The 15,812-nt window shown below is 70.4% G+C and carries 17 protein-coding genes; 4 read left to right on the plus strand and 13 right to left on the minus strand.

The features are described 5' to 3' along the window. The 3 genes from ACIBQ1_RS07620 to ACIBQ1_RS07630 form a co-directional block, all read right to left on the minus strand. Positions 1-672: a pentapeptide repeat-containing protein gene (locus ACIBQ1_RS07620; protein WP_397275311.1), complete on the minus strand. Its 672-nt coding sequence runs from the start codon at positions 670-672 to the stop codon at positions 1-3. Positions 673-711: 39 nt separating this feature from the next. Continuing rightward, on the minus strand, positions 712-2,223 hold the full coding sequence (locus ACIBQ1_RS07625) for a glycoside hydrolase family 3 protein (protein WP_397275313.1): 1,512 nt from the start codon (positions 2,221-2,223) through the stop codon (positions 712-714). A 67-nt stretch (positions 2,224-2,290) separates the two neighbouring features. Beyond that, positions 2,291-3,451 (minus strand): acetyl-CoA C-acetyltransferase, encoded by a 1,161-nt coding sequence (locus tag ACIBQ1_RS07630; RefSeq protein ID WP_397275314.1) that lies wholly within the window; start codon positions 3,449-3,451, stop codon positions 2,291-2,293. Between the two features lie 97 nt (positions 3,452-3,548). Between ACIBQ1_RS07630 and ACIBQ1_RS07635 the strand changes: the two genes are divergently transcribed. Both ACIBQ1_RS07635 and ACIBQ1_RS07640 read left to right on the plus strand, forming a co-directional pair. Next, complete coding sequence (locus ACIBQ1_RS07635) at positions 3,549-4,217, plus strand: TetR/AcrR family transcriptional regulator (protein ID WP_397275316.1); 669 nt, start codon at positions 3,549-3,551, stop codon at positions 4,215-4,217. Then, entirely contained in the window at positions 4,214-4,894 is a 681-nt protein-coding gene (locus ACIBQ1_RS07640; protein ID WP_397275318.1) for a DNA alkylation repair protein, read from the plus strand. Before ACIBQ1_RS07635 ends, ACIBQ1_RS07640 begins: the two co-directional genes overlap by 4 nt. Positions 4,895-4,903: 9 nt before the next feature. Here ACIBQ1_RS07640 and ACIBQ1_RS07645 read toward each other — a convergent pair whose 3' ends face one another. Beyond that, a complete protein-coding gene (locus ACIBQ1_RS07645; protein ID WP_397275557.1) occupies positions 4,904-5,743 on the minus strand; it encodes a LysR family transcriptional regulator in 840 nt (279 codons plus the stop codon). Positions 5,744-5,830: 87 nt separating this feature from the next. Here ACIBQ1_RS07645 and metE point away from each other — a divergent pair, with 87 nt between their 5' ends. Continuing rightward, on the plus strand, positions 5,831-8,002 hold the full coding sequence (gene metE / locus ACIBQ1_RS07650; protein WP_397275320.1) for a 5-methyltetrahydropteroyltriglutamate--homocysteine S-methyltransferase: 2,172 nt from the start codon (positions 5,831-5,833) through the stop codon (positions 8,000-8,002). 42 nt (positions 8,003-8,044) lie between these two features. Continuing rightward, positions 8,045-8,590, plus strand: a complete 546-nt coding sequence (locus ACIBQ1_RS07655) for a TOPRIM nucleotidyl transferase/hydrolase domain-containing protein (protein WP_397275322.1) — start codon at positions 8,045-8,047, stop codon at positions 8,588-8,590. Between the two features lie 330 nt (positions 8,591-8,920). On the opposite strand, the gene ACIBQ1_RS07660 is transcribed toward ACIBQ1_RS07655, so the two are convergent. The 9 genes from ACIBQ1_RS07660 to ACIBQ1_RS07700 form a co-directional block, all read right to left on the minus strand. Then, positions 8,921-9,280, minus strand: coding sequence for a DNA-binding protein (locus ACIBQ1_RS07660; protein ID WP_397275324.1), 360 nt, complete (start codon positions 9,278-9,280; stop codon positions 8,921-8,923). A 35-nt stretch (positions 9,281-9,315) separates the two neighbouring features. Beyond that, positions 9,316-9,591: a hypothetical protein gene (locus ACIBQ1_RS07665; RefSeq protein ID WP_397275326.1), complete on the minus strand. Its 276-nt coding sequence runs from the start codon at positions 9,589-9,591 to the stop codon at positions 9,316-9,318. A 111-nt stretch (positions 9,592-9,702) separates the two neighbouring features. Further along, a complete protein-coding gene (locus ACIBQ1_RS07670) occupies positions 9,703-9,924 on the minus strand; it encodes a hypothetical protein (protein ID WP_397275328.1) in 222 nt (73 codons plus the stop codon). 109 nt (positions 9,925-10,033) lie between these two features. Continuing rightward, positions 10,034-10,879, minus strand: coding sequence for a phosphotransferase family protein (locus ACIBQ1_RS07675; protein ID WP_397275329.1), 846 nt, complete (start codon positions 10,877-10,879; stop codon positions 10,034-10,036). A 19-nt stretch (positions 10,880-10,898) separates the two neighbouring features. Then, the gene (locus tag ACIBQ1_RS07680; protein WP_397275331.1) at positions 10,899-11,816 is read right to left on the minus strand and encodes a carbohydrate ABC transporter permease; all 918 of its coding nucleotides are present in this window, start codon (positions 11,814-11,816) and stop codon (positions 10,899-10,901) included. Beyond that, positions 11,816-12,727 (minus strand): carbohydrate ABC transporter permease, encoded by a 912-nt coding sequence (locus ACIBQ1_RS07685; protein WP_397275332.1) that lies wholly within the window; start codon positions 12,725-12,727, stop codon positions 11,816-11,818. The genes ACIBQ1_RS07680 and ACIBQ1_RS07685 overlap by 1 nt, the downstream gene beginning before the upstream one ends. Then, entirely contained in the window at positions 12,727-14,139 is a 1,413-nt protein-coding gene (gene ngcE, locus ACIBQ1_RS07690; RefSeq protein WP_397275334.1) for an N-acetylglucosamine/diacetylchitobiose ABC transporter substrate-binding protein, read from the minus strand. The genes ACIBQ1_RS07685 and ngcE overlap by 1 nt, the downstream gene beginning before the upstream one ends. A 19-nt stretch (positions 14,140-14,158) precedes the next feature. After that, on the minus strand, positions 14,159-14,893 hold the full coding sequence (locus ACIBQ1_RS07695; RefSeq protein WP_397275336.1) for a sugar isomerase domain-containing protein: 735 nt from the start codon (positions 14,891-14,893) through the stop codon (positions 14,159-14,161). Next, positions 14,894-15,763, minus strand: coding sequence for a MurR/RpiR family transcriptional regulator (locus ACIBQ1_RS07700; RefSeq protein ID WP_397275337.1), 870 nt, complete (start codon positions 15,761-15,763; stop codon positions 14,894-14,896). Positions 15,764-15,812: the final 49 nt, after the last annotated feature.

The following is a 15,812-nucleotide window of genomic DNA, read 5'->3' on the forward strand; positions in this document are numbered from 1 at the left end:
TCAGAGCACGGTGATGCCGCGGGCCGCCAGGATGGCGTTGGCCTGGGCCTGGTTGATGATGGCGCCCGCGAACGCCCGCAGCTTCGCGTCGTCCGGCTCGCCCAGGTCGGCGCCGCGCAGATCGGCCTTGTTGAACTTGGTCTGGAGCAGGCGCGTCCCGATCAGCCGGCAGTCGCTGAACGTGGCCTCCGTGAAGTCGCACCCCGACAGGTCGGCGTCGTCGAAGCGGACTCCCTCGATGACCTCCCCGCGCAGGGAACACCCGCCGAGGTTGGCCAGGGTCAGGTTGGAGCGGGCGATCTTGAAGCCGGTGCCGCGCGAGGCCGTCAGGGCGGTGCCGATCATGCGGCACCCCGTGAAGGAGACGTCCGTGAGGAGCGCGCCGCCGAACTGGGCCGAGGACAGGTCCACGTCGGTGAACGTCACGTCGATGAGGTCGGCGTCGTTGAAGCGGGTCCGCATCCCGCCCCCGCCCGTGAACGAGGCCCCGTCGAGGTCGGCCTTGCGGAAGTCGGTCTGGTCCAGCACGCACGACTCGAACCTGGCCCCCGCCAGCGGGGCGCCCCACAGATCGGTCTCCGTCAGGTCGCACTCGCGGAAAACGTGCGTCTCGTCCGCCGGGAGCCGGTCGGCCAGCGCTTTGCGTGAAAGATCCTCGCCGTCGAAGTTCACGGGATCACACCCTACCGATCGCACCCCACCGGTCAGGCCCTACCGGTGAGCGCCGGTGAGCACCTCGGCCGCGGCCTGCCCGCAGACCCGGGCGGAGCCGTACGTGGCGATGTGCACGGCGCCCAGATCGGACCGTTCGGGCAGCCCCATCTCCACCACCACGGCGTCGGGCCGGGCGCTGAGCAGGTGCCGCAGCGCCTGCTCCTGCCAGGCATGGCGGTGCACGTCCCGGACCGCGACCACCAGCGGCCGTCCGGCGGACTCCGCGAGCAGGCGCTCCAGCTCCGAACCCGTCGAGTCCCCCACCGCCAGCCGCGTCACCACCGTGCCCGGCAGCAGGCGGGCGAGCGGCTCGCCGACGCCCCACGGCGTGTGCTTGTCGATGGCCAGGTTCATCTCCGGGGCCAGCTCCACCACTGACGCGGCCGAGGTCAGCGGCAGCACGGGGGCGGTGGAGCGGCGGGTGATCCGGATCGCCCGGCGCGCGGCGGTCAGGCCGACGGAGCCGTCATGGGATGGCCGGCCGCCCGGGGAGCCGTCGCGGGACGCCTGGCTGCCCGAGGAGGCGGCCCATGAGGCCAGCTCGCGGACCCTACGAGCGGCGTCGGCCAGCCGCTCCTCGGGCAGCAGTCCCTGGGTCACCGCCGCGGCGATGGCGTCGCGGATGCCGGCGGCGGTGGCCTCGTCGGCCCGCTCGCCGCCCACGCAGATCGCGTCGGCCCCCGCGGCGATGGCACGGGCGGAGGCGCCCCCGATCCCGTACGCCCCCGACACCGCGGCCATCTCGATGCCGTCAGTGACGATCATCCCTTCGAACCCGAGCTCCTCCCGCAGCAGCCCGGTGAGCACCTTGGGGCTGAGCGTGGCGGGCAACCCGGCGTCGTACGGGGACACGAGCAGGTGGCCGGTCATGACGGCCCGGACGCCCTCCTTGATCGCCTCCCGGAAAGGGAGCAGCGCGTCCTCGATCCCGTCGCCGGCCACCACGGGCACGCCGTGATGCGAGTCGACCGAGGTGTCCCCGTGCCCGGGGAAGTGCTTGGCGCACGCGGCCACGCCCGCCGACTGCAACCCGCGGACGAACGCCCTGGTGTGCCGGGACACCAGGGCCGGGTCCGCGCCGAAGGCCCGCAGGCCGATGACCGGGTTGTCCGGGTTGGAGTTCACGTCGGCCGAGGGGGCGAAGTCGATCGTGATGCCCGCCGCCGCCAGGTCGCCCCCGAGGTCCCTGGCCAGGGCCTCGGTCAGGGCCACGTCGTCCACGACGCCCAGCGCGTACGCACCGGGGCGGCTGCTCCCCGTGGCCACCTCCAGCCGCGTGACCTCCCCCGACTCCTCGTCGGTGCCGACGAGCGCCGAGGGGTTCTCCGCGCGCAGCGCGGCGGTCAGCCGGGCCAGCTGATCCGGGCCGGCGATGTTGCGCGAGAACAGCACCACGCCGGCCAGCCCCTCGCCGAGCCTGCGGCGCAGCCAGTCGGGAGGCGTGTGCCCGGCGAAACCGGGCAGGAGGACGGCGTCGGCAAGGCGAAGCAGGTCACCGCTCAAGGGCATGACCCGAAATCTAATAGGAAAGTTTCCTATTTGCTAGAGTCATTTTCTGATGTCAGCGCCTTCCTTTTCAGGAGGGCAGCCGCTCGATGACGGTGACGTTCGCCTGCCCACCACCCTCGCACATGGTCTGCAGGCCGTACCGTCCGCCCGTGCGCTCCAGCTCGTGCAGCAGCTTCACCGCCAGCACGGCTCCGGTCGCGCCGAGCGGGTGGCCGAGCGCGATGGCGCCGCCGTTCGGGTTCACCTTGGCGGGGTCGGCGCCGGTCTCCTTGATCCAGGCCAGCACGACCGGCGCGAACGCCTCGTTGATCTCGATCGCGTCGAAGTCGTCGATGGCCAGGCCGGTCATGCCGAGGGCGTGGGCGGTGGCCGGGATGGGGGCGGAGAGCATCACGATCGGGTCGCCGCCGCGGGCCGACAGGTGGTGCACGCGGGCGCGCGGGGTCAGGCCGTGCTCCCGTACGGCCCTGGGCGAGGCGACGAGCAGGGCCGCCGCGCCGTCGGAGATCTGGGACGCCAGGGCCGCGGTGAGCCGGCCGCCCTCGACCAGGGGCTTGAGCCCGGCCATCCGCTCCAGCGTGGTGTCCCCGCGCGGGCACTCGTCCGTGGTCACGCCCTCGTAGGGGGCGATCTCGCGCACGAAGCGCCCGGCGTCGATGGCGCGCAGGGCCCGGCGGTGCGACTCGTACGCGTACCGCTCCATCTCCTCGCGCGAGAGGTCCCAGGTGGCGGCCATCTGCTCGGCGCCGGTGAACTGGGAGACCTCCTGCGTGCCGTACCGCTCGGCCCAGCCCTTGGACCCGCCGAACGGCGTCTCGTGGCCGTACGCGCGGCCCGCGAGCATCGCGGCCGAGATGGGGATCATGCTCATGTTCTGCACGCCGCCGGCCACCACCAGGTCGCTGGTGCCGGACAGCACGGCCTGGGCGGCGAAGTGCAGCGCCTGCTGGGACGAGCCGCACTGGCGGTCCACCGTGACGCCGGGCACCTCCTCGGGGAGCCCGGCCGCGAGCCAGCAGGTGCGGGCGACGTCCCCGGCCTGCGGGCCGATCGTGTCCACGCAACCGAAGATCACGTCATCGACGGCCGCCGGGGCGGCGTCCGTCCGGTGCATCAGCTCCCTGAGCACGTGCGCGCCGAGATCGGCGGGGTGGGCGCCGGCCAGGCCGCCGTTCCTGCGCGTGACGGGGGTGCGGACGGCTCCGACGATGTACGCCTCGTTTGCCATCTCCACATCGTAGCAAGCGCTTGGTACGACACGGAATGCCGCATGAGCTGCGTCAGTTAGGTGAACAAGCGATTGTGCGAGGGCTCATAATGGTGTCGTGACCACGCGTAAGAACTCCGGCACCACCACAACCCCGGCCAAGCGCCAGCGAGCGAGCTCATCGGGGTCCGCCTCCGAGCGCCGCGACCACCTCGTCAAGCTCGCCGCGGAGCTCTTCGCACGCAAGGGCTTCCAGGCCACGACAGTACGTGAGATCGCCGACGAGGCAGGCATCCTCTCCGGAAGTCTCTACCACCACTTCGACTCCAAGGAGACGATCGTCGACGAGGTGTTGTCCACCTTCCTCGACGATCTCATCGCCCGCTACCGCGCGGCGGTCGACACCAGCGCCGACGCCCGCACGGTGCTGTCGGAGATGGTCCGCATCGGCTTCGGCACGCTGGAGCCGCACCGCGCCGCCATCACCGTCATGCAGAACGACTGGAACTACCTGCGGCAGTTCGAGCGATTCAACTACCTGGTCAAGGCCGAGGACGAGGTCGAGCAGATCTGGGTGACGCAGATCAAGGCGGGCCAGGCAGCCGGGCTGTTCAGGTCCGACGTCGATCCGAAGCTGACGTACCGGATGATCCGCGACACGATCTGGGTCGCGGTGCGCTGGTTCCGCCCCGGCGGCAGGCTCAACACGACGGGGCTGGCCGAGCACTACATCACCGTGCTGTTCGACGGCCTCGCCACGGGCGAGCGCACCACGCAAAAGGGATGAGCCTCGACAAGGCGGTGCGGCTGGCACTGCAGGAGGTCGCGGAGCCCGGCAAGGCCGAGGCGATGCGCGCGTACATGAAGTCGGCGATGCCGTTCCTGGGCGTCCAGGCGGTGCGCCGGCGGGCGGCGCTGCGGCGGGTGTTCGCCGAGCACCGGCTGGAGAGCGCGCCCGCGTGGCGGAAGGCCGTGCTGGCGCTGTGGCGGGAGGCCGAATACCGCGAGGAGCGCTACGCCGCCGTCGAGCTGTCCGGCTACCACCTCTACCGCGACTACCAGACCCTCTACACGGTGCCGATGTACGAGGAGATGATCGTCACCGGGGCCTGGTGGGACCTCGTCGACGAGTTGGCCACCCACCGCGTCGGCGGGCTGCTGGCCACCTACCCCGACTCGATGCGGCCGCTCATGCTGGAGTGGGCGCACGACGACGACCTGTGGAAGCGGCGCACCGCGATCCTCAGCCAGAACCGGTTCAAGGAGCGCACCGACACGGCCCTGCTCTTCGCGTGCATCGACCCGAGCCTGTCGGACAACGACTTCTTCGCACGCAAGGCGATCGGCTGGGCGTTACGCGAGTTCGCCAAGACCAATCCCAGCGAAGTGCTGCGCTACGTGAACGCCAAGGGCATCACGGGCCTCAGCCGCCGCGAGGCCCTGAAGAACCTCTCCGTCACCTAGTCCCCCCTCTCACCTGGTCCACAGGGCGTCCTGAACGGCCTGCACCAGGGCCATCAGCTCCGGCGTGACGCGCTCCTTCGACCAGGCCAGCGCGTACGTGATGCGCAGGTCGCCGGCGTCCAGCGGCACGAAGCGCACGTCGTCCCGCCGGATGGTCCTGGCCAGGAGCTGCGGGATCGGCAGCAGCCCGGCGCCCGCGGCCACCAGGTCGAGCGCGGCGGCGAAGTCGTCGTCGGCCGCCATGCGCGAGCGCCCCGGCAGCCCCGGCCACGGGCGGCTGCCCGGCGTGAGCAGCACCTGCCCGCCCAGCTCGGCCGGGGCGACCTTGGGCCGGGCGGCCAGCCGGTGACCCGCTGGAACGGCCAGGTGGTCGACCGTGACGTGAAACCTGGCCGCCGTCACGAACTGCGCCGGCGCCGGAGTCGCCAGGATCGCGGCCGAGACCTCGCCCCCCGCCAGCGCCTGCACCGCCGCGCCCCGGCCCGCCGCCCGCAGCTCCACGCCGATCGCCGGAGTGCGGCCCGCCAGCCGCCTGACGATCCGCGCCGCCAGCGTCCCGACGAGCGGTGGATAAGCCAGATGAATGGTCGGCCTCGCCAGCCGTGCCGACTCGGCCTCGAAGGCCCGGACCGACTCGATCACCTGCTCCGCGTACGGCAGCAGCGCCTTGCCCTCCGCCGTCAGCCGCACGTCACGGGCGGTCCGCTCGAAGAGCCTGACCCCGGCCGCGCGTTCGAGCCGGGTGATGGCCTGGCTCATGGCGGGCTGGGACATCCCCAGGTCGGCGGCGGCTCTGGAGAAGCTGAGCCGCTCCGCGACCTTGGCGAAGCAGTGCATCTCCTTGAGCATAAGCAGCACCAATCCATGATGCACGAGCTCCCGGGTGCTCGGCAGGATGCCTGCGATCAGCCGAACGAGATCAAGGGAGCCAGAGACATGTCGCCATTCCCCAAGTCCCCCTTCCCCGTGTCCACGGTGCTCGGATACCCGAGGATCGGGCCGCGGCGGGAGCTGAAGCGGGCGCTGGAGTCGTACTGGGACGGGCGGTCGAGCCGGGCGGAGCTCGAACGGGTCGGGGCCGACATCAGGGAGCGGACCTGGCGCAGGCTGGCCGAGCTGGGGCTGGAAGGGCTGCCGTCCAACACGTTCTCCCTGTATGACCAGGTGCTGGACACCGCGGTGCTGCTGGGCGCGGTGCCGGCGCGCTACCGCGAGGCCGGCGACCCCTACTTCGCGATGGCCAGGGGCACCGAGGGGCTGGCGCCGCTGCGGATGACGAAGTGGTTCGACACGAACTACCACTACATCGTGCCGGAGATCGGCCCCGACACCGTGTTCAAGCTGGACGCGGCCAAGCCGCTCTCCGAGGTGCGCGAGGCGCGGGCGCTGGGCCACGAGACGCGGCCCGTGGTGGTGGGGCCGGTGACGTTCCTGCTGCTGGGGTCGGCGCTGGAGCGGCTGGACGACGTGCTGGCCTGCTACGAGGAGCTGCTGTCCGCGCTGGCCGCCGAGGGGGTGGCCTGGGTGCAGCTCGACGAGCCCGCGCTGGTGGGCGACCGGACCGCGGAAGAGCTGGCCGCCGTGCGCACCGCCTACTCCCGGCTCGGCTCCCTCGCCACCCGGCCCGGCCTCTTCGTGGCCTCCTACTTCGGCGACCTCGGGGAGGCTCTCCCGGTCCTGGCCGAGACCCCGGTGGAGGCCATCGGGATCGACCTCGTAAGAGGCGCCGTGCCCGCGCTCGACCTGACCGGCAAGACCGTGGTGGCGGGCGTGGTGTCCGGGCGCGACGTGTGGCGCACCCCGCCCGGCCGCGCCCTGGCCGCCCTGGGCGCCGTGCGCGCTTCGGAGGTGGTGGTCAGCACGTCGTGCTCGCTGCTGCACGTGCCCTACGACGTGGAGGCCGAGCCGGACCTGGACCCCGCGCTGAAGGGGCGGCTGGCGTTCGCGGAGCAGAAGGTGGCGGAGGTGGTGGCGCTCGCGCGTTCCCCGCTGCGGGACGCCCCCCACACCGCGCCCTCCGTGGCGCTGCCCGCGCCCGTGGTGCCGGAGGAGCGCAGCCCGTACGCGGTGCGGGCGGCGGCTCAGGCCGAGCACCTGCGACTGCCCGCGCTGCCGATCACCACGATCGGCTCGTTCCCGCAGACCGGCTCGCTGCGCGCCGCGCGGGCCGCGGTGGCTTCGGGCACGCTCTCGCAGGCCGGCTACGAGCGGCAGGTCGAGGCCGAGATCGAGCGCGTCATCCGGGTGCAGGAGCGCCTCGGGCTCGACGTCCTGGTGCACGGGGAGCCCGAGCGCAACGACATGGTGCAGTACTTCGCCGAGCACCTCGACGGGTTCGCCGTCACCAGGAACGGCTGGGTCCAGTCGTACGGCTCCCGCTGCACCCGCCCGCCGATCCTGCACGGGGACGTCGGCCGCCCGTCGCCGATCACCGTGCGGTGGGCCACGTACGCGCAGTCGCTCACGGACAAGCCGGTCAAGGGCATGCTCACCGGCCCCGTCACCATCGTGGCCTGGTCCTTCATCCGCGACGACCTGCCGCTGCGCGACGTCGTGTTCCAGGTGGCGGACGCCGTGCGGGAGGAGGTCCGCGACCTGGAGGCCGCCGGGGTGTCGGTCATCCAGGTGGACGAACCCGCCCTGCGCGAGCTGCTCCCGCTGCGCCGGGCCGCGCAGGCCGACTACCTGGAGTGGGCGGTGGCCGCCTACCGCCGGGCCACGTCGGGGGCCGGCGACCGCACCCAGATCCACACGCACCTGTGCTACTCGGACGCCGACCAGATCCTGGCCGCCATCGACGGCCTGGACGCCGACGTGACCACCATCGAGTCGGCCCGCTCGGGCGCGCGCATCCTCGGCACGGTCGGGACCTTCGGGCGGGGGCTCGGGCCCGGCGTCTACGACATCCACTCGCCGCGGGTGCCCGCGACCGCGGAGGTCGAGGACCTGCTGCGCCGGACGCTGTCGGCGCTGCCGGCGGAGCAGGTCTGGGTCAACCCGGACTGCGGGCTGAAGACCCGTACGTACGAGGAGGTAGAGGCGTCGCTGGCGAACGTGGTCGCGGCCACGCGGCGGGTGCGGGCGGACCTTGAGCCCTCCGGCGCATAAAACTGGATGAACCTCTCCAGGGTCCGGTGCCAGGCTGGGCTCGTGAGCGACACGCATACCGTGGTCCTGGTCGAGGGGGTCAGCGACAAGTCGGCCGTCGAAACGCTGGCCGAGCGCCGTGGCCGGAACCTGGCGGCCGAAGGCATCTCCCTCGTGGCGATGGGCGGTGCCACGAACATCGGGACGTACGCCGGCAGGTTCGGCCCTCCCGGCCGCGGCCTCCGGCTGGCCGGTCTGTACGACGCCGGGGAGGAAGACGACTTCCGCAGGGGCCTGGAGCGGGCCGGCCTCGGATCCGATCTGGAGGCGCTCGGGTTCTTCGTGTGCGTCGCCGACCTGGAGGACGAGCTGATCCGCACCCTCGGCACCGACGCCGTCGAGCGCGTCGTCGACGCCGAGGGCGAGCTCCGGTCGTTCCGCACGCTCCAGAGGCAACCCGCGTGGCGCGGAGGCACCACTCATGACCAGCTGCGCCGGTTCATGGGAGCGGGCAGCGGCCGCAAGATCCGCTACTCCGCCCTGCTGGTCGCGGCGCTCGATCTCGATCGTGTGCCGCGGCCGCTGGACAGGCTGCTGGCCCACCTGTGAGGCGGGCGGGCGCGGGTGGCTAGGCGTGGAGTTCGGTGAACTCCTCGATCGTCATGCCGAACAGGAACTCGTCGTCGTAACGGCCGTTGGCGTAGTGGCTCCTGCGCCGGCGGCCCTCCTCCACGAACCCCACTGCGGCGGGTGAAGCCGGTGGCCGTTCCTGACCGCGTCGGAGTATTCGTCAAAGGAGTGGAACGCCTCCCAGTCCTCCGGCTCGATGGCCCGCAACCGTACCCGCTGCCCCACCCATGCCGACGTCATGCCCGGCAGCAGACCACGCGCCGGCTCCCCACCGCGAACGGTTCTCCCGACGAGAGTCGTCCTGCGCCGCTATACCGCGACGAGTCGCACGCGCTCACCACAGAGCTTGGTCATGTCGTCGATGTCGGAGGTGAGCAGGACGACTGGCCGCCGCTGCCGTACCGCCATCTCCGCCACCACGGCGTCGATCGCGTACTTGTGACCGTGTAGCCCGGTCCCGACCAGCATCGCCGAGGCGGCTCTCGCCTCCTCTTCCCCGACGTGGACGATCCGTACGCCGGACAACAACCACGCGAGCCGGGACTGATCCGTCCGGCGGTGGGCGGCCTCGATGATGGTGAGGGCGCTGATCACCACTTCCATCCCACGACTTCGCGCCTCCGCGACCATGGCGACGACGGACGGCTGGTCGGCGAGCAGTTTCGACAACCCTTCGCAGTCAAGGACAAGAGTCCCCTCATGCGTCAACCTGCGGCGCGCCACGCCTCCTCCTCGGAGAAAACCTCGTCGAACACCTGGCGAGCGCGCTCCTGCTCCTCCGCCGGCACAGGGCCGTTGCGGCGCTCGTAGTCGGCCAGATACTCGTCCAGAATCTGGCCACGCAGCTCGCGCTCCACCGCCGCGGCGATGAACGCGGAGAACTCCCGCTTGCCCACGCGGCGGCGGATCGCCTCAGCCGTCCCTTCGGCCAGGGAGAGGCTCACCCGGGTCGAGGGACCCTCACCAATGCTGTACGACATCTCAGGCATGGTGCCGAGATTATCAAACGAGTAGGAATTCAAGCGACGGTGAACAGGCCCTGGAACAACTCGGCGGCCCGCTTCCTGGCCGACGATGTAGGGGCCCGGCACCTACTGCTCCAAAAGGCAGCGGATCGCCTCCGCCCGATGCTCGGCGAGGTGACGCATCTCTTCCACGAGATCCTCGATGCCGCCGGGGTCGTCTTCAGACAGTGGATTACGTTCGGCCCACCGACGGAGGGGAGCCAACTGCTCCAGCAGCGCCCGTTGATCGTCATCCCATGCCACTGTGAACGGGCTTCGCATCTCCGTGCACTTATCCTCCTCGACCACGAAGGATGGCTGCGCGGGTAGGACAGGCACGAAAGGTGGAAGGTCACGTATCTCCTCCCTTTCGCGTGAGGAGATGGGCCGGGCAACGGGTGGGTGAGCCTTGCGTAACCTACGAGAACGTCCAGGCCAGGTGGGCGAGGGCGGCCTCGGCGTACTGGCGGGGGCCGGTGCTCAGGCCGTAGGCCAGGTCCTCGATGAGCGCGCACCTCGCGTAGAAGAGCACCCGGGCGCGGTCGTCCTCGTCCAGGTCGAAGGCGTAGTGCGACACCGTCAGCTCGAAGACCTCCGGCCCCAGGTCGCGGTGGATCAGGGCGAAGTCGTGGGCCGGGTCGGTGATGGCGGCGTCGGTCCAGTCGATGACGCCGGTGATCGTGCTGGTGGCCGCGTCCGTCAGCAGGTGCTCGGCGCCCAGGTCGTTGTGGCAGAAGCGCAGCGAGCCGGGCTTGCCCGGCGGCGGCTCCCGGAGGAAGCGCTCCACCAGGTGGCGCTGCCCTTCCGGGACGTGGGCCTCGACGTCGCGGTAGTCGAGCTCGGCGTCGTGCAGGAGGGTCGGCGCCGGGTAGACGTCCAGCGGCGCGAGGTCGCGCATCCGCTCGGGCGAGGCGCCGTGCAGGGCGCTGAGGAACTCGCCCAGGGGCTCGGCCAGGAGCCGGGGGTCGTCCACCGGGCGCCGGTTGAGGGGCTCTCCGGGGAGCTTGCTGTACGCGATCACCCCCGACTCGTCGTCGGCGAAGACCACCTCGGGGACCGGCAGCGGGGACAACTCCCTGAGGGCCGCCAGGCGGGCGACCTCCTGGCGGTTCTCCTCGGGGGTCGTCGCCTTGTTACGGCGTACCAGTAATTCGTTGTTGACCTCGTACACCGTGTTGTCGAGGCCCTGGCCGAGCCGGTCGACGGAGCGCACCCGGTAGTCGGGGAGATGGCGGGCCAGCAGCGCGCGGATTTCGCCAGTCACACTCGCAGCCTAAGCCCGGCTACTTCAGGGCTCCAGAGGTCAGGCCGCTCTGGATCTGCCGCTGGAAGACCGTGTAGACCACCAGCATCGGCAGGATCGCCAGGGTCAGGGCGGCGAAGAGGGCGGACCAGTCCTGGTCGTAGCCGGCGGCGGTGGAGATGTCGGCGATGCCCTGGGTGAGGACCCACTTGTCGCGCTCCTGCAGCAGCACCAGAGGCAGCTGGTACTGGTTCCACTGGCCCAGGATGTTGAAGATCGTGATGCTGATGATGCCCGGCCGGGCCATCGGCAGCATGATCTGGAAGAAGACGCGGGTGTGCGACGCGCCGTCCACCATGGCCGCCTCCCCCACCGCCGTGGGCAGCGTGCGGAAGAACGCCGACAGGAAGAAGACGGTGAACGGCATCGAGTACGCGATGTACACCAGGACCAGGCCCGCGTGCGTGTTCAGGCCGATGAAGGGGCCGATGAGCGGCACATTGCCCATGTTCTGGACGACGAAGAAGAGCGGGGTCAGGGCCAGGTAGACGGGAAAGGCCAGGCCCGAGACGAAGAGCAGGTAGATCGCCCGGTTGCCGCGAAAGGGATAACGCGCCAGCACGTACGCCGCCATCGACCCGATGAGCATCGTCCCGAACGTGCTGAACGACACGACGATGACGCTGTTGAGCATGTACTGCCCGATGTGCGCCTGCTCCCAGGCCCTGGCGAAGTTGTCCCAGTGCAGCGTGGCGGGCAGCGACCAGGCGTCGCCGAAGATCTCGTCCTCGCTCTTGACCGAGGCCAGGAACGTCCACAGGATCGGCACCATCACCAGCAGCGTCCAGATCACCAGCGCGACATGCGTCAGCACGCCCAGCGGGCCGAGCCGGCGCCTGCGCTCCTGGCGGGCGAGCCTGCGGGAGTTCGCCGCCGTCCACGGGATCGTCGTTGTCATCAGTACTCGATTCGTTCGCGCCGCGAGAGGCGCAGCGAGAGGATCGCGAAGCCGACGGTGAAGAAGAACATGATCACGCCCAGGGCGGAGGCGTAGCCGAAGCGGAAGTACTGGAACGCGTTGCGGTAGATCTCGGCCGCCATGACCGTGGTCGACCAGTCGGGGCCGCCGTGCTGGTCGGTCATCACCCAGACGATCGCGAACACGTCCAGCGCCAGGATCCCCAGATAGACCCAGGCCACCTGCACGGTGTCCCAGAGCAGCGGCAGCGTGATGCGGAAGAACAGGCTCACCCGGCCGGCCCCGTCGATCTGCGCGGCCTCGAACATGTCCCTGGGGATGGAGGCCAGGCCGGCGGAGAAGAGCACCACGTAGAAGCCGACCGCCTGCCACACCATGACGCCCAGCACCGACCAGAACGCCACGTCGGGATCGGACAGGAAGCCGATCGGCCTGACGCCGAGCGCCATCAGCGGGCCGTTCAGCATGCCGCTGCCGTCCGGCCGGAACACCTGCTGGAACAGCACCGCCACCACCGCGACGGCCAGGACCTGCGGGAAGAAGAACACCACGCGGTAGAACTTCGACCCGCGGATCCCCGACGTGCCCTGCGCGCCGCCCACGTTGAGGAGGAAGGCGAAGAACAGGGCGATGACGATCGTGATCAGCGGCAGCAGCACGAGCAGCGCGCCGTTGTGCGTGACGGCCTTCCAGAACGTGCCGTCGCCCAGGAGCCGCTTGAAGTTGTCCAGGCCGATGAACGTGGGCGTGGCCGTCACCCCGCGCCAGTCGGTCATCGCGATGTAGAACGCCTGGATGTACGGCGAAATCACGTAAACCAGGTAGAGGATCACCGGGGCTGCCAGGAACGAGGTGATGAACAGCCCGCGGCGATACCTGTTGAAGATCATCAGCGCTTGTACTTCTTGATCGAGGAGTCGTTCTTGAGCTCGTCGGCCTTCTTCTGCAGGCGCTCCAGGTAGGCGTCCGGCTTGAGCCCGCCGGTCATCAGCTCGCCGGTGGCGGCGATGGCCTCGTCCTTGAGCTGGGCGTACCAGGTCTGCCAGCGGTAGTAGACGACGTTCGTGCCGGCCGCGGCGAACGCCTTGGTCGCGCTCTCGGCGCCCGGCGACAGCTTCCGCCCCTCGCCCGCGCCCTTGACCACGGAGACCGTCTTGACCATCTCGCTGAAGTCGCCCGCCGCCTTCTTCGACAGCATGGCGCGCAGGTACTCCATGCCGCCCTGCGGGTTGGCGGACTTGGAGGGGACGATGAAGTTCTCGCTCGGCTGGCTGTGCAGCGTGCCGTACGGCAGCTTGTCCGAGCCGCCGAAGTCGGGGATCGGGAACATGCCGTACTCGAAGTCGGCCGGGGTGGTCGTCTTCTGCTCGTTCTCCAGCCAGGAGCCGGAGGGCAGCATGGCGACCTTGTACTTGTTCTGGGCCGTCTGGGTCTGCACGTGGTCGAGGCCCGCGGTGCCCTCCATGAGGTACTTGGCGCCGATCTCGGCCCACGCGGTGGCCGAGGTCTTCATGGCGTCGGTTTTCCAGGCGCCGTCCTCGAGGTTGTCGATGTTGACGAGCACCTCGGCGCCGCCGATCTTGGCGGCCATGGTGAGCAGCGGCTCGTACAGGTACTGCGGGAACTTCCCGGCGTAGGTGAAAGGCGCCATCTTGCCGGACTTCTTGATGGTCTCGCAGAGCTTGAGGAACTCGTCCCAGGTCTTCGGGGCCTCCCAGCCGTTGTCGCGGAAGGCCTTCTGCGAATACCAGATGCCGAAGATGTAGTTCACGTAGCCGAGCACGCTGAAGGTGCCGTCGTACGTGCCGAGGTCGATGACGGCCTGGTCGATGGTGTCGCGGACCTTGGTGTTCGGGTCGTCCCAGCTGGGCGCGTCGAGCAGCGGGGTCAGGTCCTGGAGCTGACTGTCCTGGGCGAGCGCGCCGAAGTCCATGGCGTTGGCGCCGGAGTTGTCGATCACGTCCGGCGGGTTGCCCCCGGCGAAGCGCGGCTGGAGGACCTTCGTGATCTCCTTGGTCGCGTTGTGCTTGATCTCGACGTTCGGGTGCTTGGTCTTGAACAGCGGCTGGTGGATGGTCTTGGCGTAGTCCTGACCGAAGCCGCCGTCGAAGATCCACACCTCCAGCGGCTTGTTGTCCGCCATGCCGAACGGATTGGCCGCGCTGGTCGCGACCGGCGCCGCCGAGGACGACGCGGCAGGCTTGGCGGCGGGCGTGGCACAGGCGGCCAGCGCGCCCGCCACGGGTACGAGCGCGGCGCCGCGAAGGAGCTCGCGCCTGCTGATATGGGGGGTGTTAGCCATATGACTGCTCCAGACTTGTCTATGATCCGCGTCGGATACGGCCTGCGTAGCGGCTCTCCAGCGCCTTGTTGTGCTCGTCGCCGCCGGTCACGTTGACCGACTTGTAGACGGGGGGCGTCTCGCCCATGGCCACGAGCTCGTCCACCGCCTCGGTGACCACCATCTGCGCGAGCAGCGCCGAGGTGACCGTGGACACGGCACCGTACGTGCCGCCGCCGGGCAGTTCGAGGATGGCGTCGCCGTACGGCGCGCCGTTGTCCAGCACGACGTCGGCCAGGTCGAGCAACTTGCGGCCCGACGGGTGGCGCGAGGTCATCCGGGTGCTGTGCCTGACCGAGGTCAGCGCGATCAGCGGGTGGCCGCGTTCCTTGACGAGCGTGGCCAGCTCGACGACCGCGCCGTTCACGCCGGAGCTGGAGATCAGCACGAACACGTCCTGCGGCGCCACCGGCGCCAGGTCGTAGATCTCGTGCGCGATGGCCGGGTCGCGCTCCAGCTCGGAGGTCAGCACGCCGGGCGGGTGGCCCCCGTACAGGACGAGGTCCCTGGGCGAGAGGCGGTTGCTGGGGACGAGGCCGCCGGCCCGGCCGGCGATCTCCATGGCGATGGCCTCGGAATGTCCCGAGCCGAACGCGTTGACCACGCCGTCCGCCCGGATCGAGGCCACGACCAGCGCGGCCGCCCGCTTCACCGGCTCGGCCTGGCTCTCCGCGACCTGGCGTGCCAGATCAAGGACCTGGGTTGCGTACGTCATTCAGCCTCTCTCCACCCGATGGCTCTCCACGGCGCTGATCGTGCGTTCGAAGGCCTCGTTGGTGCGTTCGTAGGTGCGTTGGGCCACCGCCACGTACACGGCGTCCAGGACGAACAGCTGCGAATGGACGGCGGCCAGCCCGCCGAGCCGGAACGTGGTCTCCCTGCTGGCCGTGGTCAGCACCAGCTCCGCCAGCTCGGCCAGCGGGGAGCGGGCGAAGGAGGTGACCGCGACCGTCAGCGCGCCGTGGCTGCCGGCCTCGGCCAGCGCCTCCATGACCTCCCGGGTGCGGCCCCGGTGGCTGATGCCGATGGCCACGTCGCCGCCCTTGAGCAGGGCCGCCTCCGACAGGGCCACGTGCGCGTCGCCGGCGCTCCAGCCGGGGACGCCGATGCGGCGCAGCCGGCCCTCGAACATGGTGGCGACGTTGCCGCTGGTGGAGACGCCGACCAGGAGCACGCGCGGCGCGGCCACGATCGCGTCGGCCACCTTGGCCACGACGTCGAGGTCGAGCTGCGCGGCGGTGTCCTGGATGAGCCTGGCGTCGGCGGCGGCCATCACCTCGATGGCCGAGTCGAGCGGGTCGTCGGGGCCGATCTCGTGGCCGACGCCCGCGCCCCAGCCCGCCTGCGCGGCCCGGCCGGTCTCGGTGGCGAGCGCGACACGCAGCTCGGCGTACCCCGAGAAGCCGAACGCCCGGCAGAACCTGGTCACGGTCGCGGGTGAGCTGCCGGCCCGCTCGGCGAGCGCGATGATGGTCGAGCGGGCAGCCTCGGCCGGATCGCCGAGAATCACCTCGCCGACCCTGCGCAAAGCCTCCGGCAAACCGGGTAGTTCTGTTTCGACGCGCCCGAGCGCTCCTGAAGTCACGAATATTCCTTCCGAATACCCGGTCTTCTGGCGAAAATTATTCTTGCTT

The organism is Nonomuraea sp. NPDC050153 (assembly GCF_044460125.1).
Lineage (GTDB): Bacteria > Actinomycetota > Actinomycetes > Streptosporangiales > Streptosporangiaceae > Nonomuraea.